Source organism: Anatilimnocola aggregata (genome assembly GCF_007747655.1).
Lineage (GTDB): Bacteria > Planctomycetota > Planctomycetia > Pirellulales > Pirellulaceae > Anatilimnocola > Anatilimnocola aggregata.
Window position 1 is genome coordinate 7,972,463 of record NZ_CP036274.1, and the last position, 26,403, is coordinate 7,998,865.

A 26,403-nucleotide genomic window follows, 5' to 3' on the forward strand; every position below is an offset into this window, starting at 1 on the left:
GCAACGTTCATGCAGAGAAGTACTTCCAAATAGACGGGCCAAGCGACTCTTGCATTCTGACTGAACAGGCCCCGCACCGCCATCCTATCAATTGCGGGGATCGACCTTGATGACGATCTTTCGCACCTGTTGCTCGGTGGGGCCGGAGAGGTGTGAAGATAGCGTGAAGTCGCTGGCGGGGTCATCGCTGACGGCGACACCGGGCATGTGAGCATCGTGGGGGCCGAAGACGGTAAAGAAGCTGGCAGGCACCAGGACGAAATCGCCCGGATCGCTGGCCGAACCGGCGAAAAAGCCCACGTCCTTGGTCGCATCGTGAGGTTCGGTAACCGTCAGGCGCGAGCGTGCAGCCCAGCCCATCCGTTCGACGCCGCGGGCGACGAATTGCACGTCCCAGTACCGCTCGTGGGCTTCGAACTTGCCGACCGAGCGCGGTTTGGGAGTGTACTCCTGCACGAGGGCGAACAGTTTGTCCCCCTCTAGTTCGTGCTTGCCGAGCGGCAGGTTGAGGACGTCAGCAGAGCGCAAAAAGTCGAAGGCCTGGGCGAACCGCGGTCCCAGTCCTTGGTACAGATCGGCCCGGGAAAGGTGGTCGATAATCATGGTCGGTGTCTCGTCAGCAGAATGAATTCCGGATTCAAAGCGGGTCTATCATACCGCAGCCCCGCGCGCCTTGCCGGGCTGGGAGAGCGTTCGCTCCAGCCCTTTCTGAGGTGACCCGAAACGCGAATCGGCCTCGGCGTCCGCAGCTCTAAGGACTGGCGTGGATAGTTAGAAGATGCGGTAGCCGTTCCCGCCAGCATGATGTCGGGGATACTGACCCTCGGTTTTGCCGCATTTCAGGTAACCCGAAGCGTGAGCGAGGCGCGTGCTTATCGCGGTTAAGAGCCGTCGCGAGAGTTAGACCATTCGAAGTTGCCCGCGCTATGGTGCTGCGATAGTCATCCCAACGCATTGCGAGAGACTTGCACTTCCTTGCCTCACGCTCGCTTTCCTCGCTGACGCTTCGGGTTTCCTAAAGAAGTGCCAGCGTGGATGGTCAGAAAATGCTGCTTGCAGGGACCAAACTAGTCACGGGCCAAGCGTCTAATGTTGGCGAGCAGCTCCTTTTCAATTTGGTAGCAGATGTGTGTTAATTACGTGGATTTTCGTTGGCAAAGAGGAAAGTTATGTCGCCCGGTTGCTGATGACTAACGGAACATACCGCTCCACTAACTCGCTCCGGCTTCGCTTGACGTGATGGATTGCCAAGCGGTGATGGGAGGGGATTTTTAGTGGAAATTTCCGGAAATCGATTTTGGCGGTTTGGCTGCGAATTTCCGCTATCAAATTGGCATAACCGATTACTGAATTGCATCTTACGATCCAAACAAGGAACTGCGAAAAAATGCGAATTACGGAAATTTCCACAGCCCCGTTGGCTGGTGTTTGGTGGGCTGTTCAAGCCGATTCCATTGCCGATTTAGGGCGGGTAAGAAGCCCTGAGCGAAGGCGCGATTGTGGCAGGATTCCGGAAATTTTTGCCTGACGAAATCAACCAACTGGCGGCGGGAACATGCGTAGCTTGCAGTGGCAATAGCTAGCAACCAGAATGTTACTCTTGCAAATCAACATAATGATCTTTCTGTCGAGATGACGATGGTGATTCGCAGGGGCGGAGTCGTCGCGAACCAAAGGCGCGCTGACTCAGCCGCGTACACGTCAACGTGCCACGCAATGATTGATCATGATGCTGCTTGCCGCCTTCGATCCGAGATTCATCTGGAACTACCTGCCCTTTACGCAGGGGCAGTTTACGCTGTCGCTGGTCTTGGGCACGCTTGGTTTGCTCACGTTCACCAATCTGGCTCCCGACGTGGTGCTGATTTTGGGGGTGTGCCTGCTGGTGCTGATGGGCATTCTGACGCCCGGCGAAGCCCTCTCGGGCATGTCGAACGAGGGGATGATTACGGTCGCGATTCTGTTTGTGGTCGGAGCCGGGGTGCAGCAAACCGGAGGCGTCGATTGGATCGCCAAGCGAATCTTCGGGCGGCCGAAGACTGCCCTCTCGGCCATTTCGCGACTCGTCTTTCCGACGATGTTCTTCAGCGCATTCATGAACAACACGCCCCTGGTGGCGATGCTTATTCCTGCCGTCGGCGACCTGGCCCGCCGCGAACGAATTCCTGCCTCGAAGTTGATGATTCCACTTAGCTATGCCGCGATTCTGGGTGGCACCTGCACTTTGATTGGCACCAGCACCAACCTGGTGGTGCAAGGCATGTGGATTAAGGAAGGTCATCCCGCGCTGGGAATGTTCGATATCACTTGGGTCGGCTTGCCGGCCGCGCTGATCGGGGCGTTGTACATCATCTTTGCAGCCCACTTTCTGCTTCCCGATCGTCGCCCGGCCGTCAGCACGACCGACGACCCGCGTGAGTACACCGTTGAGATGCACGTGCAGCCCGGCAGTCCGCTGGCGGGAAAGTCGATCGAGAACGCGGGACTGCGACACTTGCCGGGGCTGTTCCTGGCCGAGATCGAGCGGGAAGGTGTCGTTATTCCTGCCGTTTCGCCGCAAGAGATTTTGCATGGCGGCGACCGGCTGCTGTTCGTGGGTAATGTAGAGTCAGTGGTCGAGTTGCAGAAGATTCGCGGCCTGGCTCCAGCAACCGACGAAGTCTTCAAGCTGTCGGCACCTCGTCCGCAGCGGTGCTTGATCGAAGCGGTGGTTAGCAACACGTGCCCGTTTGTCGGCAGCACCATTCGCGAGTCGCGTTTCCGCAATCACTACAACGCAGTGGTTGTCGCCGTTGCCCGCAATGGTGTGAGGCTGCATCAGAAGATCGGCGATATCATTCTCAAGCCGGGCGACGTGCTGCTGGTCGAGGCGCATCCGTCGTTCGCCGAACAGCAACGAAGTTCGCGAGATTTCTTTCTCGTTTCGACCGTCGAGAATTCGACGCCACCTCATCATGAGAAAGCGCTGATTGCAACTGGCCTGCTGATGATGCTGGTGTTCCTCACCACGATCGAAGTTCTGCCAGTGGTCGTTGCTGCGTTTCTGGTTGCCGGGCTGATGATCCTCACGCGGTGCCTTTCCGTCGAGAATGCTCGCAAGAGCATCAACTGGGAAGTACTGCTGGCCATTGCGGCAGCTTTCGCCTTGGGCAAGGCCCTGGAGGTCAGCGGCGCGGCGAAGCAGGTGGCCGACGGACTATTATCGCTGGCAGGGACGAATCCTTGGCTGGCACTGGTGATCATCTATTTCACGACCGTAACCGTGACCGAGCTCATCACCAACACTGCTGCGGCGGCACTGATGTTCCCCTTCGCCATGGCCACCGCCTCCAACCTGGGGGTCAACCCGATGCCCTTCGTGATTGTGATCATGATGGGTGCTTCGGCCGGCTTTGCGACCCCGATCGGGTACCAGACGAATCTGATGGTCTACGGCCCGGGTGGCTATCGCTTCAGCGACTATGTGCGCGTCGGCCTGCCCCTTGATATCTTGATTGGCATCGTGACGATCATCATCACGCCGTGGATTTTTCCGTTCTAATAAACCCTCCTGATTCGCCAACAAAGAAAAATCTCGAAAAAACTCTTGTCCAGAGTTTTCTCCCTGGGTATTCTGCGGCGTCCCTCTCCTTGCACCATTCGGTCGTTTCTTGGGAGAGTTTGTTATGCGGTCTGGCCGGTTTCGTCGACCTGTGTGCGCGGTAGCGAACCGCGGTTTTACTTTGGTCGAATTGCTAGTGGTCATTGCGATCATTGGGGTGCTGGTGGCGCTCCTGTTGCCGGCGGTTCAAGCGGCCCGCGAATCGGCCCGCCGATCGACTTGCCAGAACAACCTCAAGCAGCATGTTCTGTCGTTGCATAACTTCGAAGATGCCTATCTTCAGTTGCCACCGATGGTGTCGGCTGGCTGGACTTCTGCCCACGCCACGCAAGAGAAGTTTAAGGGAGCCATTGGTTTTACGTTCTTTACCTGGCTGTTGCCGTACATCGAACAGAAGCCGCTGTACGATGCATCGGCAATGAATGTGGGAACCGTGGTAAACGGGCGAACGGTTTATTTCACGCCAATCAAGGCTCATCTCTGTCCGAGCGAGATCAGTGCTCCCAAAGGAATTGGAACCACGACCAACGCCAGTGCCAACACGTGGGCGACGAGCAACTATGCCGGCAATTACTACGTGCTTGGCAATCCGTCGGGCACGACGGTCGCCCAATGCCGAGAGGGGCAATCGCGCCTGGCCAGCCTTGTCGATGGCACTAGCAACACGATTGTTTTGGCAGAGCGCTATGGTATTTGCGGTAACACGGGAGTCGTCAACAGTAGCGGCACAAACGGCAATCTGTGGTGCGATTCGAACCTCAATTGGCGGCCCGTGTTTTGTTTGAATCCATCCAAAGAGCCGGCCCTAGCGACCGGAGCTTATCCGCCGTGCGCCAAGTTTCAGCAGTCGCCGCATTGGTACAACAACTGCGAATATTTGCGGACACAAACACCCCATCCCGGCGGCATCATCGTCGCCATGGCCGACGGCAGCGTGAAATCGATTCCGCACTCGATTGCCGATGCCGTGTGGGCTGCGGCCTGTGATCCCACCGACGGCGTTCCCCTGACAAACTGGCCGTAGAGCGTTTTACGGTACTCTGCTGGAAACGATTGACACCTGAGCACGCGACCGTTCAGTTAGGAACATCGTGCGTGTATCGCCCGCCTTCCTCTCCGCCTGCCTGGAGCCACTCATGTCTTGGCATCATTGCCTCTGTTCGTTGGCGCTATCGCTACTCCTCACGCTGGTCGTGCCGCAATCGATTCTGGCTGCTGATAGTTGGCAAGCAGGGCTGGCCAAAGTCAACATCACGCCGACGAAATCGATGTGGATGGCCGGCTATGGTGCGCGGAACAAGCCTTCGGAAGGGAAGTTGACCGATCTGTGGGCAAAGGCGATCGTGCTGCAAGACGCCAGTGGCCACCGGGCACTGGCCATCACGCTCGATCTGGTTGGCATCGACCGGATATTGTCGCAGTCGATCTGTCAGCGGATTGAGAAAGAGCACCGGCTGAAGCGTGATCAGGTGGCGCTCTTCTGCTCGCATACACACAGCGGACCCGTGGTGAGCAAGAACCTGAGACCGATGCACGAGTATCTGCTGCCAGCCGATCAAAAGGAACTGATTGCCGAATATGCCCAAAAACTGGAAGACCAATTGGTGGAGTTGGCAGGGGCAGCCGTGAAAGACATCCAGCCCGCCAAGCTCAGCTGGGCTAGTGGCAAGGCGACCTTCGCGGTTAATCGCCGTACCAATAAGGAGGCCGAAGTCCCCCAACTGCGCGCGGACGGCAAAATTCTTGGCCCCAGCGATCACGATGCGCCGGTTTTGGCTGTGCATAACGAACAAGGTGAACTACGCGGCCTGCTGTTTGGCTATGCCTGTCACGCGACGGTACTTTCGGGCTATGACTGGTGCGGCGATTGGCCCGGCTATGCCCAGCTGGAACTCGAACAGCGACATCCGGGTTGTCTGGCGCTTTTTTGGGCGGGCTGTGGTGCCGATCAAAACCCGCTGCCGCGTCGCACGGTGGCGCTGGCCGAGGATTATGGTCGTCAAATGGCTGATGCCGTCGATGCCACCTTGAAGCAAGCGGGAACTCCGCTCACCGGTTCGCTGAAGACGACCTATCGCGAGCTCGCGGCACCCCTGGGAACGTTGCCGACCAAGGAGGATTTGCAAACCGCCGCCGATGGCAAAGATAAATATCAGGCTGCCCGCGCCAAGATGCTGCTGGCCGATATGGCTGCAGGCAAGGCGCTGCGAAGCGACTATCCTTACCCCGTCGCGGTGTGGCAATTGGGCCCCGACGTACAGTGGGTAATCCTCGGCGGCGAAGTCGTGATCGACTATGCCTTGCGATTGAAGAGCGATCTGCGCGGCACGAAGACTTGGGTCGCCGGTTATGCCAACGATGTGATGGCCTATATTCCCAGCCGGCGAGTGCTGATTGAAGGAGGCTACGAAGGAGGCGGCTCGATGGTCTATTACGGGCTGCCAACTATTTGGGCTCCGGAAATTGAAGAGTCGATTGTGAAAGAAGTGCTGCAGCAGGCAAAAACACCATAAATTCCGCAGCGAAACAGGCTTTGACACCGCGCGGTCAGCCAGCTATTCTCCCGACCCACCTGGACTGCCCCACGCAGTCCGTTGAGGATTGGCGTGCACAGATGGCCACGCTTTTCCGAGCTAGCAGTGTCGACCTCCCCGGCCTGGCAATTTGAGAAATTCCCTTGCGGAGCCCCGCGCGTGAACCGATCCTACCCCGAATCGTCTCGCCCCGATTCAACGCAGCCTAGCGTGCTGCTCGTCGAACCTTCGTCCGAAGCGCGTGAGGTTCTTGCCACGATCCTGCAGTTGCGGGGGCTGCGCATTTTCGAAGCGGACGAACCACGTCACGGTCTGGTTATTGCCCGTGCCGAGCGGCCGGATGTGATCGTGCTAGACTTCGATCAACCTTGTGTCGACGATGGAGTGCAGAATGATTTTGCCGCCGAAACTCGTCACCCTAATACGGGCCTGATCGTGCTTGGCAACAGCCCGCCTCATCGCCAAGCGCAAACCGACCGCTTCGTAGCCAAGCCGTTTCACTACGGCCCGCTGGTGCAGGCAATTGAACGACTCGCGGGCAACAAAGCTGCCTAGGTAAACTCAACCGCCTCTCCGCGCTGCCACTCTCGCTGCGGTATTCTATCGTCGTTGCAAGCTGCGCCTTCGTAGTTGCGGCGTGGTGAATTCAATCTCGCAGAGGACATCGGCGTGACAACAACAGCGGCCGTCTGGTACGAACCGGATGGCTACGATACCAGCGGCAAACGGTTGGTGGGGCGCCAAGCGGCCGGCGAACAGTTCCTCAAGGGCTGGGTGCGTTATTCCGGCGCGACGTTGCTTCCCTGCGCGTCCCCTGGCAAAAAAGAGTACGAGGACTTTGTCGAGCGCATTCAGCCTTGGCTCCCCGCTGGCAAGTCGCCGCAATGGATTCCTGCCCGCTGGCTCGAAGGTCTTTCCAAGGTCGGCACGCTCTACCGGCCCGACCCAGCGCTTGGCGATCTCGCCTGGCAGCGTCGCAGTTACGATCAGCGGGCATATAGTCTGTGCGGCATCACCCACACGATTTGCAGTAAAGCAGTGATGAGCTTTTTCAGCGACCTGCCTCTCGCTCCGCTGCAAAGTTGGGATGCCCTGATTTGCACGAGTCAGGCCGTGAAAGACACCGTCGATTACGTGCTGCAACATTGGTGCGAATACCTGGCCGAGCGCACCGGTGGGCAACCCAAGTCGCACGTTCAGTTGCCTATCATTCCCCTTGGCGTCGACTGCGCTGCCTTCGTGCCCAATGCCGCCCGCGCGAAACTGCGTGACGGCCTGCGCAAGACACTCGGTATTGCCGACAACGACATCGCCATCTTGTACGTAGGCCGCTTGAACTTTTACGCCAAAGCCCATCCGTTAGCTTCGTATCAGGCGATCTCGCGCGCAGCGCGCGCGACCAAGAAGAAACTCTGTTTGATTCAGGTGGGCTGGTTCGAAAACGATCGGGAAGAGAAGGCCTTTCGTGACTCGACGAAGAGCTTTTGTCCCGGCGTCGATTGTGTGTTCCTCGACGGACGTCGTCCTGAAGTCCGCGAACAAGCCTGGGCCGCTGCGGATGTCTTCATGTCTCTGTCCGACAATATTCAAGAGACCTTCGGGCTTACACCACTGGAGGCCATGGCCAGTGGGCTGCCGGTCATCTGTACCGACTGGAACGGCTATCGCGCCACTGTGCGGCACGAAGTCGACGGCTTTTGCATTCCCACGGTGATGCCGCCAGGTGGCGTCGGCGAAGAACTGGCCCGCGATCATTGGAGCGGGCTCTTGGCCTACAACGCCTATATTGCGCGAACGGCGATGATCACTGCGGTTGACGTCGACCAATGCACGCGACGGCTGTTGCAACTGATTGAGAACCCTGCGCTCCGAAAGCAACTTGGTGCCTCGGGCCTCGCGCGAGCAACTGCGGAGTTCGATTGGCGGCACATTATCGCTCGCTACGAAGCCCTCTGGCGAGAACTGGCAGAACGACGGAAGACCGATACCGAGCACGCGCCTCGACGAGCGAATTCGCCGGCCAATCCCCTTGGCGAAGATCCATTCCACTTGTTCGCCCACTATGCCACTGAACAGCTATCACCCACGACCAGGCTGCAACTCGGTGGCGAAGTCGATGAAGCATCGCTGGCAAAAATCAACGCCGACTGGATGATGTCCTTTGGTGCCGATTCGCGCCTGCCGGCCGAACAATGGCAGGTGTTACTTGGACATTTGCAGCTGGTTCAGGAAACGACAATCGAAGACCTGCTAATGACCTATGCGGGCCGCGAAGTACAATTGTGGCGAACGATTGGTTACCTGCTCAAAATCGATGCCTTGCGAATTAAAAGATGAAACTAATTCTAACCCAGCTCTTGCTGCTTTCGTTGTTGATGCTGACTCTGACTGCTCCAGCCACGCACGCGGACGAAAAGCTCGCGGGACTGGCGTGCCGTAGTGTTCACCTGGGCTATACCGCGCCAGCGGGAAATGCGTTCTATAACGAGGTTATCGTCGATCAATCGGCACCGGGCACTTACTTTTGCGTCTGCGGTTTCAATCACGGCTATTTCGGCATTCAACAGCTCGATGAGAAGCGTAAGGTCGCGATCTTTTCCGTCTGGGACCCTGGCAATCAGAATGATCCCAAGAGCGTCGAAGAAAAGGAGCGTGTGAAGCTTCTCTATAGCGACCCAGCCGTCCGCGTAAAGCGATTTGGCGGCGAAGGAACTGGTGGGCAATCATTTCTCGACCTCGATTGGCAGAATGGCCAGACTTATCGCCTGCTGATAACGAGCGAGCGAAAGGACGAGCGAACTGCCTACACGGGCTGGATCTACCAGGACAAAGAGAGTCGATGGTTGAAGCTGGTGACCTTCAGCACCATTACGAAAGACGAAGCACTCGGCGGCTATTATTCATTCGTTGAAGATTTTCGCCGCAACAAGATCTCGGCAACTCATGCCCGCGTGGCTCGCTTCGGCAACGCCTGGGTGCGAGATATTGAAAACAAATGGCAGCCCGTGAATCGAGCTCGCTTTACTGCGGACGGCAATCCGGCGATGAGTATCAACGCCGGACTCAAAGACCGCCTCTTCTTTCTGGCCACCGGCGGCGAAACCACGAACACCGATATACCGCTGAACAAACCGATCGACCTGCCGATCGCCGACCGGCAAGTTCCCGCCGACTTAGCGAAGTTGCTCGCCTTGCCCGCGAGTAAATAGCGGTGACAGCTTTAAGAAACCGGGCTAGTGGGATATGTTCGGGGAATGAACGAATCACCTGAAAATCCGCGGCTGCAGCGCAGCATGGAGTTAATGAATGTTGGCGTTACTGGGCTGCTGGTCGTCGATATGCAAGAGAAGTTGCTCAAGCTGATTGCTGGCCATGAACGCGTGACCTGGAACTGCCGCCGCCTGATCGACGGCGCGAAACTGCTCGGCGTGCCAGTCGCTGGCACCGAGCAATATCCCCAAGGACTGGGACCGACGACACCAGCTCTCGCCGAGCGAATTGGCCCCCTGCCCGCGAAGAAGCTCTTCAGCTCGCGTGAGTGTGCCGAGATTTTCTACCAGTGGCGGGACCAAGGGATCTACAAGGTGCTGGTCTGCGGCATCGAAGCCCACGTCTGCGTGCAACAAACCGTGCTCGATTTGCTCAGCGAAGGCTTTCGCGTCTACCTGGCGGTCGATGCCATCAGTTCACGCTCGACGCTCGACGCCGAGATCGCCATTCGCCGCCTCGATGCCAGCGGCGTGACCATCACCACCACCGAAGCGACGTTATTCGAGTGGTGCGAAACGGCTGCGAATCCGCAGTTCAAAGCCATTAGTGCGCTAGTGAAGGAAGCGGGGCCTGGATGAGGCACAATTGGCAAACTGGGAGTAGACTATCAGTAGGTACTTATTTCCGATCGAGCGAGATTTGCTATGTCAGTAGGCATTCCCACAACAAGCATCACAGACGAATGGCGTGTCCGTCTTAATTCGATGACCGTTGCAGAAAAGCTGGAGGCAATGGAAATTATTTGGCATGCTCTGGCGAAGAACGCAGAGGATATCCCCTCGCCAGATTGGCACTATGAGTTAGCCCGCGAGAGAAGAAAATCGCTCGATGAAGGGCGTACGCAAGCCAAGGATTGGGAAGTAGCCAAGAGCGATATTCTGAACCGAATTAACGAACGCCAATGAGGATTGAGATTGCCCCAGAAGCAGGATCAGATCTCGACGAGGCATTTTATTTCTACGAGAAACAAGCTCCAGGTCTTGGGCGATACTTTTTGAATTGCCTGTTCGCAGACATCGATAAGTTGAAGCGATTCGCTGGGATCCATGCACGGGAACAGGATATTCATAGATCTCTGTCCGACAAATTTCCGTTCGCGATCTATTACGACATTCGCAATGATCTGGTTACTGTCTTGGCAGTCGTTGATCGACGGCGCGATCCCGATTGGATCAAGCAGCGCCTGAGCCACTAGCAAATCACCCACTCACCCCTGCGGCTTCACTGTCCACGGGTCGTACGTGCCGAACGTCCAGAGGTTCCCTTCGGGGTCGAGGCAGGAATAGCCGCGACCACCGTAGTCTTCGGTCTTCAGCGGGATGACGACCTTCGCGCCGTGTGCGATAGCCTGAGCGTGATGCGCGTCGGCATCCGCGACGATGATGTACGGGCTTTGCGTGCCGCGACCACCGACCTCGGCAGCAAGAGCGGTGAGTTTGCCAAACTCACTCTCCACATTCGAGCCCAGCATGACCATCCCATTGCCGAACGTTAGTTCGGCATGATGCACCATCTGTTCATCCGCATAGACAGCCCGCTTTTGAAAGCCGAAGGCGGTGCAAAGCCACTCGATCGTTGCGTGCGCGTCTTGGTAGCGCAGGCAGGGGATAATATTCGCGGTTGTCTTCGCGGGTTCAGCAGGCATCGTAGACACCTTTCTGCTTACTCGTGCAAGCTCTCGGGGCCCGGTTCCGGTAGCCAAAAGCTGGCGATAAAGTTCACCACATACAGGGTGAAGGCTACTCCAGCCGCTGTGTAGGCAACTTTGGTGGGATAAGGCTCGTCGATCGGCAGATACACCGCAATCCATTGCGTAACGCCCGCGAAACAAGTCCCGATAAGTCGGCCACCGATGTTAGCGGCAAAGCTTTCCCCCGTGCCACGCAAGTGAACTGGATATACCAAAGGCAAATAATTTCCCCAGAAACTGAACTGAGCCACCGTAAGCAAACCGGCGACGAAAATGCCGTACTCGAGATAATGCAGGCTGGTGGTGCCGGCATAGCCAAAGATGATCGGCATCAGAAGCATGCCGGGAATCAGGAACATTCGCAGCAGTGTTCGCCGACTGGCAACGAATAGAATCAAGATGGCGAGCAAAAAGCGGCCGACAAGCCCGCCCACTTCTTGCCGTTCCGTCGCATGGCTGGCCATCGATTGCTCGATCGGTCCGGCAACCTTCCGAATCTCGAGATTAACGGCCTTCGTGATATCCACTTCACTTTTGCCTTCCGCAGCCAGTTTTGCCTTCAGCGCTTCCTGTTTCTCGGCCGGGAACCTCGCTTCCAGTGCCTTGGCAATGGCTTCTTTCGTTTCCGGAAGTCCCGGCACGATCTGCGGCATCTGTTGGATCGCGCCAAAAGCTACACCAAAGCTGCAAGTGAACATCAATGTGGTGACGATGGTTGTCCGCTTCAAGGCGGGTGAAAACAACTCGGCAATGGAAGGCCGGCGGAGCTTGCCGCTCTCGCGCTTGGCGGCCCACGCAGGCGATTCAGGCAGGAAAGGGCGAATCAAGATCAGCGGAATGGCCGGAATCAAACCCGACATGAGCAAGTAGCGCCAACCAGCATGCGGGTTTTCGATCGTTCCCAGAAAACTCAGAAAGCTGGGCAATGCGATTGCGGGCAACTGCAACGCGGGAAGCGTAATCGACTTGAAGAGAATGCTCGGGGCTTCGTTCTTGGCCCACGAGGCTACGATGATCGAAACCATGGCGACGGACAGACCACCCAACGACGAGAACGCCTGCGTGAAGCCGAGCACTCCTTCGCGCTGCTTGGGGTTGTCGAAGAGTTCAGCTAACCAGGCAACTGCAGCTACGAACTCGACGCACACGCCGATGAACACAAGGCAGCGGAAGAAAAGTAGCATTGGCAAGCTGGTTGAGAAACCGGCTGCGAATGCTGCAAACGCGTATAGCAGAATGCTCCACGTCAGCACGCGGCGACGACCGAGTCGATCGGTAAGGTAACCACCCAGCAACCCAAAGATGCCACCAGCCACGGCCGGCACATAGAACAGGAGGCTGAACCACATGGTGAACTCTTTGGTGCCTGGGCGAATCTTGCCCAGTTCCAACAGGGCATCGCGCACGATCAGCGGCAGCATTAACAGCTCGTAGATGTCGAAGGCAAACCCGATGGCTGCGATGAAGCAAATCAGCCATTGCACGGTGGTTAAGCTGAAACCGCTGGAGGAATTCAACGGTTGGCCAGGCTGAGACATCTCTCACTCCAAAATCGCGGGGAGGAATTCGGCGGGAAGGTCAGAATGATAACATGCCGAACGGGTGGACGGAATGCGCGCACTGCTGGCACAGCAACGACATTTGACCGCAAAGTTTCACCAAAGCTCAAGACCGTTAAGTCCGTTACCGATAACAGGAAGGCGACAACATCCCTTCGCGCGCCGCCAGGATGGCATAGCGCGAGCATGATCTGCCCTCGTGGCAGCTGGGGAAAGGACTCCCCCACTCATGAAGAATACAACCGACCAATCGACGGGTGCTTCTCTCTGGTCCGCTCGTCCGGAGCCAGCGACCGAACTGCATCGTGCCCGCGAGATGCCCCTGCTATTTCAATTGGCAGACATCAACCGACTGCCGCCCGTGCCGGCGACAGCGCCCGTTCCGGCGGCTATGACGGCTCAGGTGGCTGCCAGTCCGGCTCCCATCGAAATGTCGCCACTTCCCGGCTCACACGCCGCGGTGGGCACCCCAATTGTCGCGTACCCAGCCAGCACGTTCAGTGACCCGTGGCCCAAGACACCGACCGGATTGTTCGAAACCCCGAGCGGACTCTCGACGACCGCGCTTACGATGGGTTTAACCACTTCGCCCAGCGAAGATCGACCACAGCGAACGGCGAAGACTCCCGCCAGTGCCAAGCCACTGCCAGAAGTTAAATCTGAGCCATTAGTCGCCCCCGCAATTGCCAGCACTTTGCCAGCTGCCATTGAGACTGCCGTCAAGGCAGCTGCCCTTGTCAGCGATGCGGGGGAAGCGAAAGTTGAAATCAAGGCTGAAGCAAAAACCCCCGCCAAGAGCGAAGTCAAAGCCGAGGCCAAAGTCGAAGCCAAGACCGACGTTAAGTCGGAAGCCAAGCCTGCGGCCGTTACAGTGGCTGCGACTTCCGCTCCCAAAGCCGAAGCAACTGATGCTGCCGCCAGCGCTGCCAAACCTTCGCCCGGTTCGCTCCGGCGTCAACGGAACGAAGCACGCCAGCAGAAGGTGGCAGGCAAGGGTGGCGATTGGTTGCAGTCGCATGGCAAGATCATCGCCATTGGCTTTGTCTTCGCGTTGATCGGTACGATCTACCTCGCCCGCCGCAATCAACCCAAGCCTGAAGTGGCCGATCCCAATACGTCTGCTCCGGTTGGTCTGGCAATTGAAGAGCCCGGACATCACGACCACGATCATCCCCCAACTGAAGCGGCCAACACTGCGCCGCGCTTGGTCGAAGCACCGAGCCATCCACTCGATACCACACCTTCGCCAGCAACTGCCGATGCCAACAAGCCTGGCCCTAGCTCGACCGCTGATCTGCATCCGCCGATGCCAAACCCAACTCCGGCAAATGCCGCTCCCAGTGGCGAACCATTGTTCCCTTGGCAGCAAAGTGGCGAAGCGCGAGTTGCCACTCGCCCCGATGCTCCGGCCGCAACGGCTCCTGCTGCATCAAACGCTCCGGCCACTGCCCCGACATTAAACGCCCCGCAGTATCCCGAAACAAACTTGCGAGATGCCCCGCTCCTGCCCCCTGCTCCACCCGATGAGCAAGGCAGCGGTCGCGCACCTTCGCGCACGTCTCCTACTTCGTTCACCTCCACCCCCGGCGGTAATCGCTATGAGCGCACTGGATCAGGCCTTTATTAAAGCCTTTGCGAAAGAACCGTCAGCTGCTGTTCCACGCACTCCGCCGAGCAGCAACTACGCACCGGCCACATCCACTCACGACCACGGCGAGTCAGCCGCGTTCGACGCCATGTATGATGCTGGTGCGTTCTATCGCGTCGATGCGGAAGCCGGCGAGCGCACTGTGCCCCATTCGCATTTGCAACCGGAACGCAAGGTTCCGCGACGCTTGCAGCGCCGCACGGCGAGTCGACCGGAAGTCATTCTGCCCGAACCTACGCCCGTTGAACCCGTTGCCGAATCATCGCCCATGTCGCTGCCGCCGCGCCGTAACTGGTCGCGAAGCATGCTCGAGGTCGCCCGGCAACTTGCCCGGCTCGATCTGCTCCAACGTGGCACCGATGGCGAACTTCCGCCGGAAATTGTCTTCAGCGAACCACCAGCGCCAGAAGTTCCTCCGGAGCCCATTGTTCACCACGAACAGAATCTGGCGGTTGAACCAACGGCCGAGTTGCCTCCGTCTGCACCGCAAGCGATTGCCAATCTCTGGGCCGTCGATGGACCAATCGTGGCCCACTCTTCGCTCATCTCGCTAGCCGATGCCGAGACCTGGCTCGCACTGCCGATGGCTCCTGCAGTCACCTGCACCGAGAGCGTCGCCAACGGTTGGCAAACCACGAACGACACCGAAGAAGCCACTGCCGAAACCGAAATTGCTGAAGCGGCCATCGTCGCAACTCCCATCGAGAAAAAGTCGAAGCGCAAGCTTCGTATCGATAACAGTCACGCCAGCGTTCCTGCGCCTCACGTCGCTCCCGTTGCAACATCCCTCGAAGACGAACTGCAAATCGTCGAAGACATGCTTTCGGCCCCCGAGTCGATTGCGATCTCGCCGACTGCCTCACCTGAAGGCTTGCCAACCACCGAACAAACTCAGCCCGCGGTCTCGACTCCTGAAGAGGCTAAACCAGCTGAACAGAAAGCTGAGCAGCAAGCCGAACAGAAGGTCGTCGAGGCGACAGTTCCCAAGCGGCCCTATGTTCCGCTCTGGGAAGTCGATCGCTTCACCTGGCCCGCCCTCTGCGACAAGTTGATGCACGATCCCAGCGGCTACTTCGCCAGTGCCAGCAGCAAGTTGCTGAGCGTGGTTCGTGGTGGCTTGAAAGTGCTCGGTGTCACTGGCAGTCGTCGGGGCGAAGGGCGGACAACGCTCGCACTTTGCCTGGCTCGTGCGGCCGCTCAAGCGGGCATTCATGTGGCCCTGGTCGATGCCGACTTCACGCGCCCGCAATTGGCATCGATGCTCGGTCTCGAAACCGCCTACGGCTGGCAAGAAGCGGCGACCGGCAAGATTCCACTCAGCGAAGCAGCGGTAAAGTCGCTGGCCGATCGCCTGACCGTCTTGCCGCTGGAAGTCACTTCGTCGTCGGCACCGTTGTCGCTGGCCGATCCACGCGTCACCGCCACCTTGCGAGCCACGGCCGCAACGTTCGAATTGGTGATCGTCGACCTCGGACCTTTGGGCGCCGGCAGCGAGCCACTCTTTCCCAAGGGAGAGAACTGCCCGCTCGACGCTGCGGTCGTTGTTCGCGATACCCGTTTCGCTTCGGTCGGCGAGAGCCGCACCGTGGGCGATCGCTTGTACGAATCGGGCATCGAAGCCGTCGGCATTGCCGAAAACTTTGTCACGCACCCCGAAATCTCCTTCCTGTAATTGCTGTTACTGACGGACCCGCACCATGTACGAAGCGCATTGGCAACTCAACGCTCGGCCGTTCGATCACACGGCCGACGCGCGCTTCTACTACCCGGGCGAAAGCCAGCAGGGGGCACTTCTCAAACTGCGCTACGCCGTCGAGATGCGACAGCCCGCGGCACTCCTCGCAGGCCCAGCTGGTGTGGGCAAGACCACGCTCATTCAAACGCTGCTGCGGCAGTGTGGCGAAGGTCTCACCCCGCGACTCAACATCGTCTTTCCGCAACTTCCCGGCGATCAACTTCTCATCTACCTCGCTGGGCAGTTGAACGAAGTCAGTTCGCAGACTGCGGAAACACTCGAACAAAGCCTCCGCCGGATCGAAACAGTTCTCGGCGAAAATGCTCGCGCGGGCAAACACGCGCTGGTCATCATTGACGAAGCACATCTGCTCGCGGCCAATGGTGGACTGGAAACGGTGCGCCTCCTGCTCAACTTGCAGTACGCTGGGCGACCCGTGGCGACCTTGCTGCTCATCGGGCAAACGGGGCTACTCGTCGCCATCGAACGAACACCCAACCTGGAGGAGCGATTTGCCGTCAAGTGCTTGCTCCGCCGCCTGACGCAGACCGAAACCATGGCCTACGTGCAACATCGTCTGCTGGCTGCCGGCGTCGAACGCCAGATCTTCAGCGACGACGCGCTCGAAGCCATCCATCAGCACTCTCTGGGCGTCCCAAGGCGCGTGAACCGCCTCTGCGATCTCGCCCTCCTCGTCGGCTTTGCCGAAGAGGCCACCACCATCGACGCCGCTCAAATCGACGCGATCTCGGAAGAGCTCCTCACGTCGTCGGCTGAGTAACCCAAGCCCTCATTCCGCACCTAAACGTTCAACAATACCGGCAATAGTTGAACACGGACAGCTCGGAAACCCGAGAGTTGCGCTAGGTGCTGTTCAACTATCGACTTCTTATTTGAACACCCCCCTGCCACTGTTTTGCACGCCAAGCTGTTAATTGATGACCGCTTAAATTTGCAAACTCGCAATGGGCTCTCCGCCCACTCAGAACCGTGAACAGGAAATTTCCGTTAAGTGAAGTCGCGCGAGAAGTTTACATTATCTCGTAACACTTTGTCAGCCCAGCCTTTGCGGCACATGCACTCGCCATAAGTCCTTGCCACGATTTGGAACCATCACTTTTCAATTTCCATTATCCGGATGCCGCGCGAACGAGCAGCGTGCGGTTCAGGTCTGAGGGGCGAACTGGAAATTTCCATTAAGCACAGTTGTTCGCAAAGTTTCCGCTATCTCGTAATGAGTCTAGTGGCAAGGATTTGCGACTGATGCCCTCGCCCTAAGTCCTTGCCCCGGTCTGGAAACCATGCCATTCAATTTCCATTATCCGGATAGAACGGGGACGTGCGTCGCACTGTTTAAGCCTGAGGGGCGAACAGAAACTTTCCAATATCCCAGCGGAACATTCCATCACGCTCCACAGCAGTGACTCAGCAAGACGCCCACACATCACGACGAATCGCTGTAGATTTTATATGCGATTATCGCGCCAAAATTACCAAATTGAAAAAGATCACCTGTTGAATATTAGATGCTCTCGGCGTGACACGTCTGGTCACGGCCGCGAAAAAAAGTTGCAATTCACACTGGCATGACGAGTTTTCTAAGTAGCCCGACGCATGAGCGAGGGAGCTATTCTGTTATCTCGTTCCGCTGCGAGGAACGGTTGATCTTGATTTCCCCTCGCTGACGCGTCGGGCTATTTGCACAGGCATTGCCCCTGCAACAGGCTCCTCCATGCCAACGTGAGTGGTCGAACATTATTGTAACCATTCATGCGTGTAGCCAGCTTGGGAGGGAAGGGAGCGGAACTGATCTCTCTGGGCGCGAAAGCGCTATCGGTGACCGGTTGGAAGCACATTCTCGCCGTCTAACTTGTTGGGCGCTTTCGCGGAACGCGAGACCGCCAGTCTTACGGACTTCCTTGGTGCGCCTCGTCGCGGGAAATTCAATTGACATGGCTACGACATCAGCCGCGACGTCGGCCGCACCCTACTTGTGTCAGCGTGACTGGTTGTTTTCAATTCGCAGCGCAGCCAGGTTCGTCGAGGTCGGCTTCACCCATTTGCGAATGACGGTGAGGAGCGTGCTGCGGTCGATGGGCTTGGTGGCAAAGTCGTCGCAGCCAGCAGCCAGGCATTGGCTCCGCACTCCGCTCATGGCGTTGGCAGTGAGGGCGATGATCGGCAGCCGCAGCCCCGCTTCGCGAATCCGCCGGGTCGCTTGAATGCCATCCATGCCCGGCATGATCATATCCATCAACACCAGGTCGAATGGTTCTTCGGTCGCGTCCGCGGCCAGGGCATAATCGACGGCTTGCTGACCATCCTCGGCCAACGTCACTTGCGCGCCTGCCTTGCAGAGCAGGTACGAAATCAGCCGGCGATTGTCGGGGCCATCTTCCGCAAGTAGGACGCGGCAAGCGAGGCGGATGTTCGTCATCCGCAACGTTGTCCGCACATTGTTCTGGGCTTCGCTTTCTTCAATCGTATTTAGCCGCGATACGCCTTCGAGCGAGCCGGTTGCGACGCAGGCAAAGAATCGACTTCCCTGCCCCAATTCGCTTTCGAGCGAGATATCGCCTCCGAGCTTGCGCGCCAGTTCGCGACTGATCGCCAGGCCGAGACCCGTGCCGCCATACGTGCGGCTGACCCACGAGCCCCCCTGTTGATAGGCCTTGAACAGACCGTGTTGCTGTTCAATCGTCATGCCGATACCAGTATCGCTGACGCTGAACTGCAGTAGTGGTTCGTGAGCGGGGCGCTCGATCAAGCGCACTCCAATCCGCACTTCGCCGCTGGTGGTGAACTTCACCCCGTTGCTGACCAGGTTGAGCAGAATCTGCTTCAGACGCACCGGATCGCTGGTGATCGTGGCGGGAACGCCCGGCGTCCAGTCGAGCGAGAGTTTCAGCCCTTTGCCCCGAGCCCGCGGTTCGAGGACTTCCATCACATCGAGCACGATCTGCGCCGGGCTGCAGTTCAATTGATCGATTTCAAACCGGCACGACTCGATCTTGGAAATGTCCAAAATGTCGTTGACGATTTCGAGCAGGTGCTCGCTGTTGCGCTTGATCGTTTCGGCGGCGGCCACCACTTCATCGGGCGCGAGCTTCGGTTCCAGCAGATTATCGGAGAAGCCGAGAATCGCGGTGAGCGGGCTCCGAATCTCGTGGCTCATGTGCGCGAGGAACTCGCTCTTGGCGCGACTGGCCGCCAGCGCCTCTTCTTTGGCGCGTTCGAGTTCCATCTCAATCTGCTTGCGCTCGTAGGCATACCGCACGCTGCGCGAGACGAGGCCATAGCTGACGGCCTCTTTGATCAAATAGTCTTGCGCGCCCGACTGAATCGCCGTGATCGCCATGTCTTCGTCGGCGATTCTGGTCAGCACCACCACCGGCAATTGGGGGAATTCGTTGCGCAGGCGGTCGAGCGTGCGCAGGCCCTGTTCGTCGGGCAGATTGAGTTCGACCAGCACCACATCGATTGGCTTCGAGCGGAGAAACTCGACCCCCAGTTCGAACGTGTCGACGTGCCGAATGTTCAGCCCACTCGCGCGCATGCTGGCAGCTTCGCACAGCAGGCTGGCGATCCAGGGATCGTTCTCGATCAGCAAAAGTTGCATGACATTCGAACCGACGAAGTGTTTCTGGTCCGATCTGCCGCCTGACAGATCGGTTCTCAAATCTACGTTAAAAACGACTGCTCTCACTCACAATTCATCTCTGCACGGGCTCTCGAATCAGGGTCGCAATCTGCGCAAGGAGTTGCTCGCGCTGCAGCGGCTTGGTGGCATAGTCGTCGCAACCCGCAGCCAGGCATCGTTGCCGATCGCCCGACATGGCATGGGCGGTTAGCGCGATAATCGCCCCCGCATAACCCAACTCGCGGAGGAACGTGGCCGCTGCATAGCCATCCATGATCGGCATCTGCATGTCCATCAGCACGACATCGAACGGCCGGCACTCGGCCAGTGCTGTCAGCGCTTCGTCGGTGGCACTTCGTCCATTGTCGACAACGGTGACTTCCGCGCCGGCCTTTTTCAGGATGTACGAAATGAGCCGTTGATTATCCGGTCCATCTTCGGCAAGCAGAATGCGGCAGCCCTCTGGCAGGATCGCTTTGTTTGCATTCACTGCGGGCGCAGCGACCTTCGTAATCATCGCCTCTTTGCGCTGGTCGCCGTTAGCCACCGGCCGCGACTCGGTCCGCAGTTCTCTCACCCCTTCGATGACCAGGCGGAACGTAGTGCCCCCCCCGGGAGTCGATTCCAGAATGCTGACATCGCCGCCAAGCATTTCGGCCAGTCGCTTGCTGATCGTCAGACCCAAGCCAGTACCGCCAAACTTGCGCGTGGTCGAAGTATCGGCCTGTGTGAACGGGCGAAAGAGTTTTTGCTGTTGCTCGCTCGTCATGCCGGCACCGGTGTCGATGACGTCGAACGTGAGTCGCCCGAGTTCCGAGCGCTCAAAACGAGCAACGATGCGCACGCCACCGTGGTCAGTGAATTTGATGGCATTCCCCACCAGGTTCACCAGAATCTGCCGCACGCGAGTCGGATCGGACTCGATCGTCTCAGGCAGCGAGCGATCGGCTTCGAAATGTAACGAGAGACTCTTTTCCTGCGCTCGCAGCCGCATCAACGATTCCACATCGGCCAACAACTGGCGCGGCGAACAGGCGATCGATTCGACCCCTAGCTTGCCGACTTCGATCTTCGACAGGTCGAGGATGTCGTTAATCAACGTGAGTAAGTGCTCGCCGTTCCGCAGGATCGTTTGCAGCGCCGTTACGCGATGCGGGGGGGCTTGCGCGATATCTCCCTCTTCGAGCAGCAGATCGGCATAACCTAGGATGGCCGTCATGGGGGTGCGGATTTCGTGGCTCATGTTGGCGAGAAACTCGCTCTTGGCCTTGTTCGCCCGCTCTGCGTCGTCCTTCAGTCGCGACATCTCTTCGGCTGACTGCGTCAACTCTCGCGCCTGGTCGTTCAAAGTTTCTTGCGCGGCCATCAGGTCGTACGTGCGGTCCATCAGTTCGTCGCGCGAGATCCGGAGCCGATCTTCGGTCATCTTGCGCTCGGTAATGTCGATCATCACGCCGCGCAGCAAGTGCCGTTCGTGTTCGGCGCGCGATACCGAGACCAGGTCTTCGATCCAGATGGTCGCGCCTTGGCCGGAAAACATGCGGTATTGAATGCGGTGGTCGCGCCCGCCGTGCGTTTCGGCCAGGCAATACTCGACGGCTGCATCGCGATCGTCGGGATGCAACGAACGCTTCCAGAAGCCGGGCTGGTACCAATCTTCCAGTGGATAACCCAGCTTCACGGCGCAGGGCGAGACGTAAATGAAGGCGTCGGTGCGGGAATCGTACTCCCACACAATCACGTCTGTTCCTTCGATCATCAGCCGCAACCGTTCTTCGCTGCGGGCGAGCGATTCCGTCTTTTCGGCCAATTCGCTGGTACGGGTTTCGACCTGACGCTCGATCTCGGCATGGACGGTGATTAACTGCGCCTGGCGAGTAGCAATCTCCCACATTTCGCGCTGCGAACGAACGCAGTTCAGCACCAGAAATACATCCTCAAACATGATCCAGCCGATATGTTCGCCGGTGCGAATCAGGCCGGAATCGAGGATTCCATAGATCGACTGCGGCCAATACCAACCGCGGAGGAGGTGATCGGCAGCAGTCACGAGTGACGCCACCATCAGGACTTTCCAGTCGCGATAAAACGAAAGGAGCGCGAGCGAGCCGAAAACGTGGAAATGCGTTTCGATTCGTCCGCCCGACAAGTGCACCAGCAGGGCGGACATCAACATTTGACCAATGGCAATCGAGTAGCGCGCGAACACGGTGCCGGGCAACAGAATCGCAAACAGCACCGGAATGCTGACGATCAGTCCACCCAGCAGGATGGAGATGCCGATGTGCGGATGCAACGAACTGGAGAGCCCCGCCCAGGTGAGTGGCGAGACCCAAACCGCCAAGAGAAAACCAAAGACCCACTGCGCGGCCAGTAGCCAGGCAAACAGGCGGTCGGTCTCGCGAAATACCTGCTGCTGATGTTCGCGCAGCAGGATCTTCGCCAGCTCCTCGTGGCTGCCAAACGGTATGGGATGGGAACCAGCGGCGTGCATTTATTGGCTCTCCGCTGGGGCAGTGGGAGCACAACGCAAGCTGCAACCAAACACAGGGGCTGAGATCAGCGGGCCATGCTGGCCGCGATTACCGGCCAGGATGGCGGTGTGCCCGCTGCTCCAGCCGGCATGGCCGCGCAACGAGGTCACCCCGCCGGAATAGATCAGCTGGCCTGTCGCATCGTAAAGCAACGCATGTCCGGAGGTTCGCACCCCCAGTTGATTCGTCAAGTGCTGGCCGGCATCCCACTTCACTTGCACACCGATCATGCGGTTGGCCTGGCGAACCAAATCGCTGTTGGTCCAGGCCTCGTCATCGATTGCTGGTGCAGAAAAGATCACTTGAATCGGAGCCAGGTCCGGAGCACGCGCCACGATGACGGCCAGTTCAGCCAAGCTGGAACGGGTGCAAGAGCAACGCGGATGAGCAAACATCACCAAGGTGCAGCCGTGCGGATTCGGCGCGAGCCCCGTCGCGGAGAAATTCGCGGGAACGACCGCGGTCGAACCTGCAATCGCCTTAAAGTGCACCAGTGCGATAAACCCGACACCGATAATCAATAGCCAGGCGAGCATCACAGGCCAGCGAAACTTCGTCAGCGCATGGCGCAGCCGCGCTAGGAGCGCAGATCGAGTCGCTGAAGTTAATTCGCTCATTCGCAAGTCTCGCCCTGGATGGCTCGTGACGAGCCACAGTCCGGCAAAAACCTGCTTCTGGCCGGACTCTTCCGCAAACTATCGGCAGGCGGCACAGATTGCCGCGAAGATTAGCCGAAAATGGGCGACTCTGCCGATAACACGACGTTTAACCCGTCGGGCGAGCGCCGAAGTGTCGTGGCGTAACAATCGTGCGGAGTGTAGCGAACGTACTAAATCTCAGGGCTGGGGGGCTTACGATTCGCCGCTGTAGCGGGAACGCTGATCGGCAGTTCGGAGTCCTGCGGGGGGAGATCGACGGAGTACTCATACTCGCAAATCAACTTGCTCTCTGCCCCTCCTTCGCCCATGACGCGCACAATTGTCGGCCCACTGCCAACACCACTTCCATTCGCGGTCGAGGTGTCGTACTTCCCATCTGTAATCATCGCCACCCCCTGAGGGCCCGAGTTTCCTTTCGAGCTATCCGGAGTGAAGACGATCATCCCTTTGGGAATCGGCTGGCCATCGAACGTGATCGCGCCGGACAGTTTGTAGGTTGGCGGGCCACTCTTCATCTCGCAGCCAACCAGGTCCGCTCCCAAGAGGACTAGCACTGACCAGGCAACACCATGACGAATTGAAATATTCATCGATCAAATCCTCTTCGCCGCGGGACAACTGCTGCATAACAGGTAACAAGCATCGCTGTAGAATTCTAGAAGTTGTCGATGACTTCACCACTGGCGCGACTGGCCAGCGGCAGCAAGACCTTGTTCAGATCCACCGTTTCGGACAAGAATCGGATGCTGCCGTCACCCATGCCTATGTTGCAACCGCCGGGATGATTGCTCCCCATGCTGATGTTGTTGAAGTTGCCACTTCCATACTTCACCTTCCGCATCGCATTCTGAATGTTCTTGGCGGTTACATTCTCGCTGTTCCAGCGATAGCCGCGGGGCCAGGCGCGGAACGCGTCTTCCATTCCCTTCCACGCCATTTCGAAGAGCATGATCGTGTTGCTCGTGCCGTCGGTCACTTCACCCATTTTGATGCCAGTGGCGACGGGCGTGGTGGTGGTCATGAACGGGACCGGCGACATCATGCCATCGGCGGCAATTCCACCTTGGTCCGCCCCGGTCGTGCTGACCGGATAAGGAGTCGACGTGCCGGGTAAATTGCCGACCGGGCCCATACAGCCGACATAGTGGGTCGTGTACGCTTTGCCGAAACCGCTGATTTCATCGATGGTGCTGAATGATTTTTCCACGACAAAACTCGGGCAAAGCAACATCACCAGCTTGTTCTGCCCCATCAAACGATTGGCATTGGTGGCATCGCTATACGACGCCGCAGTGGGGAGCACCTTGTCCCCGATCGCTCGCTGCTCGACAAACGGCAGCACGAACGACGGCCAGCCAACGCTGCTGCTGGTGTACTTGGGAAACGTGCCGTAGGTATCGTGAAAATTGTGCAGCGCGAGGACATTCTGCTTCAGGTTATTGCTGCACTTCATCCGGCGAGCAGCTTCGCGTGCGGCCTGCACGGCAGGCAATAGCAGCGCGACAAGCACGCCAATGATCGCGATCACCACCAGCAACTCGACGAGCGTAAACCCCATTCGCTGACGACTTGAACGAACCGGCCGACGTGCAGAACAAATTGGCACAGCATGACGATGCGCAGTAGCGCTCGAACTAGTAGTACTCATCATCCACTTCCGATGCCAGAGAGGAGCTTCGAATTGCAAAGGGGCAACGTGGCAGGTTGATGTGGAATCGTAAAAAGAACGCGAGTTAATTCAAGGAATTAACTTGACACTTGGAGTCATTTGCGGCGATTCGCACAACGCGGTTGGCCGCAACGATTTGCGTAAAGTGTGCTCACCGGTCAGGTTTATCCCCTCCGGCGCGAGAACATCTGCCGGTCGAAAGAACTTGCTGAAAGGCTCTTTCGGGGAGCAGCGTGCGCGACATTTAGCGCGCACTCGCACAGCTATGCACAATTCATTAAGAGAGCAGACCGGGGATTGGGTCGGCATGATAGATGTGATGCGGGCGATCCGATTCGTCTCGCCAATGCGCGACTGGAGGAATACCCAGCGACGAGTAAATGGTGGCAGCCATCTGCTCGGGGGTTTGCGGATCGTTGTGCGGATAGCCGCCGATGCGATCGGAACTGCCGATGACCGTGCCACCTTTCACGCCGCCACCTGCGAAGAAGACACTTTGCACCGCGCCCCAGTGATCGCGACCTGGCAAGCGCGTGGCCGAAAGTCCAAACACGCGCGGTGTGCGACCGAACTCGCCCGCCATCACGATTAGCGTATCGTCGAGCAGGCCGCGCGCTTCGAGATCGTCGAGCAGGGCCGAGACACCCTTATCGGTTGGGGGCAGCAGGAAGTTTTTCAGGTTGGGGAAAATCGATTGGTGCGTATCCCAGGCTTCGTTATTACCCAGGTTCACTTGCACCAGCGAGACGCCTGCTTCGACCAACTGCCGCGCCATCAGCAGCGAGCGACCAAAGCTGTTGCGGCCATAAGCGTCCTGCAATTTTTCCGGTGCGCGAGTAACATCGAAAGCCGCTTGTGTGCTCGGTTCGCTGAGGAGCGAAATGGCTGACTGGCGAAAGCGATCGAACTGTTGCACGCCAGCCGCTTGTTCCAGTTCGCCCCGCTGACCATCGAGCAAACGGCGCAAGTGCTGACGATTGGCAAACGACTCTTGCGACAGCCCTTCGGGAAGTGCCAGGTTGGGCGCTTGAAAGCTGAGTTGCGAATCGGCCTTGCCCGTTTCGTGATGGAATTCGTACTCGGGATAAGCGCCGTAGGTCTTGCCATTGAACGGCGAAGCCGAGATGAACCATGGCTCGCGCTTCGGTCCCATCAGGCCCGCAAACTGGCCAGGAATGACGCGCCCAGTACGATGGATCAACCGTTCGGGCAGCACCACGGCGGGTGGCAGGTTGTTCGTCGGGCGCAAGACGTCGCTAGTGATCGCGGCCATCGACGGCCAATCACCGGGCATCGGCTTCGAGGGGTTAAAGCCCACGGGCATCGGCGAGCGACCCGAGAGCATTACCATGTGACCTTGCGAATGTTCGTTATAAGGATGCGTCAGCGAGCGGACGACGGCCCACTTATCGCTGCGCGCGGCCAGCAGCGGCAGATGTTCGGAAACATGCACTCCCGGGGTCTTGGTATTGATCGCCTTGAACTCGCCGCGAACATTTTCGGGCGCGTCGGGCTTCGGATCAAAACTATCCTGCTGAGCGAGACCGCCGGACAGAAAGATGTAAATGACCGACTTGGCTTTGCGAACTTTGCCCGCGCTATCGGCAGCCTGCAGCGCCGAGAGATGATTCATCCCCAGCCCGAGCAGGCCAATGCTCCCCGCTTGAATGGCAGTGCGGCGTGAAAACTGAGGATGCTGTGCGGCAAGTTTGGTCATGTTCGAATCCTGCGAATTAGCTCAGTCTCGTGACTCGGTCATCTCATCCTTAGCCCAGTCATTCCCTGACTGGCACCTCGTAGTCCAGTCATTCCATGACTGGAAACTGCGAGTCACGGAGTGACTCGCCAACGTGCCAGCATTCTA

Annotated in this window: 21 protein-coding genes; 12 read left to right on the forward strand and 9 right to left on the reverse strand. The window is 58.1% G+C overall.

Going from position 1 to position 26,403, the window contains the following annotated elements:
- Positions 1–87 precede the first annotated feature (87 nt).
- Positions 88–603, reverse strand: a complete 516-nt coding sequence (locus ETAA8_RS30345; protein ID WP_145097899.1) for a YhcH/YjgK/YiaL family protein — start codon at positions 601–603, stop codon at positions 88–90.
- A 1,123-nt stretch (positions 604–1,726) separates the two neighbouring features.
- Between ETAA8_RS30345 and ETAA8_RS30350 the strand changes: the two genes are divergently transcribed.
- The 9 genes from ETAA8_RS30350 to ETAA8_RS30390 all read left to right on the forward strand — a co-directional run bounded on the left by ETAA8_RS30350 (position 1,727) and on the right by ETAA8_RS30390 (position 10,600).
- On the forward strand, positions 1,727–3,541 hold the full coding sequence (locus ETAA8_RS30350) for an SLC13 family permease (RefSeq protein WP_202921357.1): 1,815 nt from the start codon (positions 1,727–1,729) through the stop codon (positions 3,539–3,541).
- Between the two features lie 124 nt (positions 3,542–3,665).
- The gene (locus ETAA8_RS30355) at positions 3,666–4,625 is read left to right on the forward strand and encodes a DUF1559 family PulG-like putative transporter (RefSeq protein ID WP_145101112.1); all 960 of its coding nucleotides are present in this window, start codon (positions 3,666–3,668) and stop codon (positions 4,623–4,625) included.
- 112 nt (positions 4,626–4,737) lie between these two features.
- Positions 4,738–6,114: a neutral/alkaline non-lysosomal ceramidase N-terminal domain-containing protein gene (locus ETAA8_RS30360; protein WP_145097901.1), complete on the forward strand. Its 1,377-nt coding sequence runs from the start codon at positions 4,738–4,740 to the stop codon at positions 6,112–6,114.
- Positions 6,115–6,294: 180 nt separating this feature from the next.
- Positions 6,295–6,690: a response regulator gene (locus ETAA8_RS30365; RefSeq protein ID WP_202921358.1), complete on the forward strand. Its 396-nt coding sequence runs from the start codon at positions 6,295–6,297 to the stop codon at positions 6,688–6,690.
- A 114-nt stretch (positions 6,691–6,804) separates the two neighbouring features.
- A complete protein-coding gene (locus ETAA8_RS30370; protein WP_145097907.1) occupies positions 6,805–8,472 on the forward strand; it encodes a glycosyltransferase family 4 protein in 1,668 nt (555 codons plus the stop codon).
- Positions 8,469–9,344, forward strand: coding sequence for a DUF3472 domain-containing protein (locus tag ETAA8_RS30375; protein WP_145097910.1), 876 nt, complete (start codon positions 8,469–8,471; stop codon positions 9,342–9,344). The genes ETAA8_RS30370 and ETAA8_RS30375 overlap by 4 nt, the downstream gene beginning before the upstream one ends.
- Positions 9,345–9,389: 45 nt before the next feature.
- Complete coding sequence (locus ETAA8_RS30380; protein WP_145097913.1) at positions 9,390–9,983, forward strand: isochorismatase family protein; 594 nt, start codon at positions 9,390–9,392, stop codon at positions 9,981–9,983.
- Positions 9,984–10,049: 66 nt separating this feature from the next.
- Positions 10,050–10,310, forward strand: coding sequence for an addiction module protein (locus ETAA8_RS30385; RefSeq protein WP_202921359.1), 261 nt, complete (start codon positions 10,050–10,052; stop codon positions 10,308–10,310).
- Positions 10,307–10,600 carry a type II toxin-antitoxin system RelE/ParE family toxin gene (locus tag ETAA8_RS30390; RefSeq protein WP_145097916.1) on the forward strand — a complete coding sequence of 98 codons (294 nt, stop codon included), beginning with the start codon at positions 10,307–10,309 and terminating at the stop codon, positions 10,598–10,600. Before ETAA8_RS30385 ends, ETAA8_RS30390 begins: the two co-directional genes overlap by 4 nt.
- A 12-nt stretch (positions 10,601–10,612) precedes the next feature.
- Here the strand turns inward: ETAA8_RS30390 and ETAA8_RS30395 are convergent, their stop codons facing one another.
- The gene (locus ETAA8_RS30395) at positions 10,613–11,050 is read right to left on the reverse strand and encodes a VOC family protein (protein WP_145097919.1); all 438 of its coding nucleotides are present in this window, start codon (positions 11,048–11,050) and stop codon (positions 10,613–10,615) included.
- A 17-nt stretch (positions 11,051–11,067) separates the two neighbouring features.
- Positions 11,068–12,633, reverse strand: a complete 1,566-nt coding sequence (locus tag ETAA8_RS30400; protein ID WP_145097922.1) for an MFS transporter — start codon at positions 12,631–12,633, stop codon at positions 11,068–11,070.
- Between the two features lie 250 nt (positions 12,634–12,883).
- Between ETAA8_RS30400 and ETAA8_RS35045 the strand changes: the two genes are divergently transcribed.
- The 3 genes from ETAA8_RS35045 to ETAA8_RS30410 are packed head-to-tail and all read left to right on the forward strand — an operon-like array spanning position 12,884 to position 16,818.
- Positions 12,884–14,281 carry a hypothetical protein gene (locus ETAA8_RS35045; protein ID WP_202921360.1) on the forward strand — a complete coding sequence of 466 codons (1,398 nt, stop codon included), beginning with the start codon at positions 12,884–12,886 and terminating at the stop codon, positions 14,279–14,281.
- Complete coding sequence (locus ETAA8_RS30405; RefSeq protein WP_202921361.1) at positions 14,253–15,974, forward strand: tyrosine-protein kinase family protein; 1,722 nt, start codon at positions 14,253–14,255, stop codon at positions 15,972–15,974. Before ETAA8_RS35045 ends, ETAA8_RS30405 begins: the two co-directional genes overlap by 29 nt.
- 25 nt (positions 15,975–15,999) lie before the next feature.
- Entirely contained in the window at positions 16,000–16,818 is an 819-nt protein-coding gene (locus tag ETAA8_RS30410; protein WP_145097927.1) for an ExeA family protein, read from the forward strand.
- A 1,215-nt stretch (positions 16,819–18,033) separates the two neighbouring features.
- Here the strand turns inward: ETAA8_RS30410 and ETAA8_RS30415 are convergent.
- From ETAA8_RS30415 to ETAA8_RS30440, 6 genes are all read right to left on the reverse strand, one after another.
- Positions 18,034–19,656, reverse strand: coding sequence for a hybrid sensor histidine kinase/response regulator (locus ETAA8_RS30415; protein WP_145097930.1), 1,623 nt, complete (start codon positions 19,654–19,656; stop codon positions 18,034–18,036).
- Between the two features lie 94 nt (positions 19,657–19,750).
- Entirely contained in the window at positions 19,751–22,171 is a 2,421-nt protein-coding gene (locus tag ETAA8_RS30420; RefSeq protein ID WP_145097933.1) for an ATP-binding protein, read from the reverse strand.
- Positions 22,172–22,828, reverse strand: coding sequence for a hypothetical protein (locus ETAA8_RS30425; RefSeq protein ID WP_145097936.1), 657 nt, complete (start codon positions 22,826–22,828; stop codon positions 22,172–22,174).
- Between the two features lie 212 nt (positions 22,829–23,040).
- Complete coding sequence (locus ETAA8_RS30430; protein WP_145097939.1) at positions 23,041–23,460, reverse strand: hypothetical protein; 420 nt, start codon at positions 23,458–23,460, stop codon at positions 23,041–23,043.
- A 65-nt stretch (positions 23,461–23,525) separates the two neighbouring features.
- Positions 23,526–24,428 carry a DUF1559 domain-containing protein gene (locus ETAA8_RS30435; RefSeq protein ID WP_202921974.1) on the reverse strand — a complete coding sequence of 301 codons (903 nt, stop codon included), beginning with the start codon at positions 24,426–24,428 and terminating at the stop codon, positions 23,526–23,528.
- 388 nt (positions 24,429–24,816) lie between these two features.
- The gene (locus tag ETAA8_RS30440; protein WP_145097945.1) at positions 24,817–26,256 is read right to left on the reverse strand and encodes a DUF1501 domain-containing protein; all 1,440 of its coding nucleotides are present in this window, start codon (positions 26,254–26,256) and stop codon (positions 24,817–24,819) included.
- Positions 26,257–26,403 lie beyond the last annotated feature (147 nt).

Bases quoted from the DNA above. Each gene is read 5' to 3' on its own strand.
- ETAA8_RS30390 (WP_145097916.1), top strand. From the start codon at position 10,307: ATGAGGATTGAGATTGCCCCAGAAGCAGGATCAGATCTCGACGAGGCA.
- ETAA8_RS30395 (WP_145097919.1), bottom strand. From the start codon at position 11,050: ATGCCTGCTGAACCCGCGAAGACAACCGCGAATATTATCCCCTGCCTG.
- ETAA8_RS30410 (WP_145097927.1), top strand. From the start codon at position 16,000: ATGTACGAAGCGCATTGGCAACTCAACGCTCGGCCGTTCGATCACACG.
- ETAA8_RS30380 (WP_145097913.1), top strand. From the start codon at position 9,390: ATGAACGAATCACCTGAAAATCCGCGGCTGCAGCGCAGCATGGAGTTA.
- ETAA8_RS30430 (WP_145097939.1), bottom strand. From the start codon at position 23,460: ATGAATATTTCAATTCGTCATGGTGTTGCCTGGTCAGTGCTAGTCCTC.
- ETAA8_RS30400 (WP_145097922.1), bottom strand. From the start codon at position 12,633: ATGTCTCAGCCTGGCCAACCGTTGAATTCCTCCAGCGGTTTCAGCTTA.
- ETAA8_RS30415 (WP_145097930.1), bottom strand. From the start codon at position 19,656: ATGCAACTTTTGCTGATCGAGAACGATCCCTGGATCGCCAGCCTGCTG.
- ETAA8_RS30420 (WP_145097933.1), bottom strand. From the start codon at position 22,171: ATGCACGCCGCTGGTTCCCATCCCATACCGTTTGGCAGCCACGAGGAG.
- ETAA8_RS30435 (WP_202921974.1), bottom strand. From the start codon at position 24,428: ATGGGGTTTACGCTCGTCGAGTTGCTGGTGGTGATCGCGATCATTGGC.
- ETAA8_RS30355 (WP_145101112.1), top strand. From the start codon at position 3,666: ATGCGGTCTGGCCGGTTTCGTCGACCTGTGTGCGCGGTAGCGAACCGC.
- ETAA8_RS30345 (WP_145097899.1), bottom strand. From the start codon at position 603: ATGATTATCGACCACCTTTCCCGGGCCGATCTGTACCAAGGACTGGGA.
- ETAA8_RS30385 (WP_202921359.1), top strand. From the start codon at position 10,050: ATGTCAGTAGGCATTCCCACAACAAGCATCACAGACGAATGGCGTGTC.
- ETAA8_RS30360 (WP_145097901.1), top strand. From the start codon at position 4,738: ATGTCTTGGCATCATTGCCTCTGTTCGTTGGCGCTATCGCTACTCCTC.
- ETAA8_RS30350 (WP_202921357.1), top strand. From the start codon at position 1,727: ATGATGCTGCTTGCCGCCTTCGATCCGAGATTCATCTGGAACTACCTG.
- ETAA8_RS30425 (WP_145097936.1), bottom strand. From the start codon at position 22,828: ATGAGCGAATTAACTTCAGCGACTCGATCTGCGCTCCTAGCGCGGCTG.
- ETAA8_RS30440 (WP_145097945.1), bottom strand. From the start codon at position 26,256: ATGACCAAACTTGCCGCACAGCATCCTCAGTTTTCACGCCGCACTGCC.
- ETAA8_RS30375 (WP_145097910.1), top strand. From the start codon at position 8,469: ATGAAACTAATTCTAACCCAGCTCTTGCTGCTTTCGTTGTTGATGCTG.
- ETAA8_RS30405 (WP_202921361.1), top strand. From the start codon at position 14,253: ATGAGCGCACTGGATCAGGCCTTTATTAAAGCCTTTGCGAAAGAACCG.
- ETAA8_RS35045 (WP_202921360.1), top strand. From the start codon at position 12,884: ATGAAGAATACAACCGACCAATCGACGGGTGCTTCTCTCTGGTCCGCT.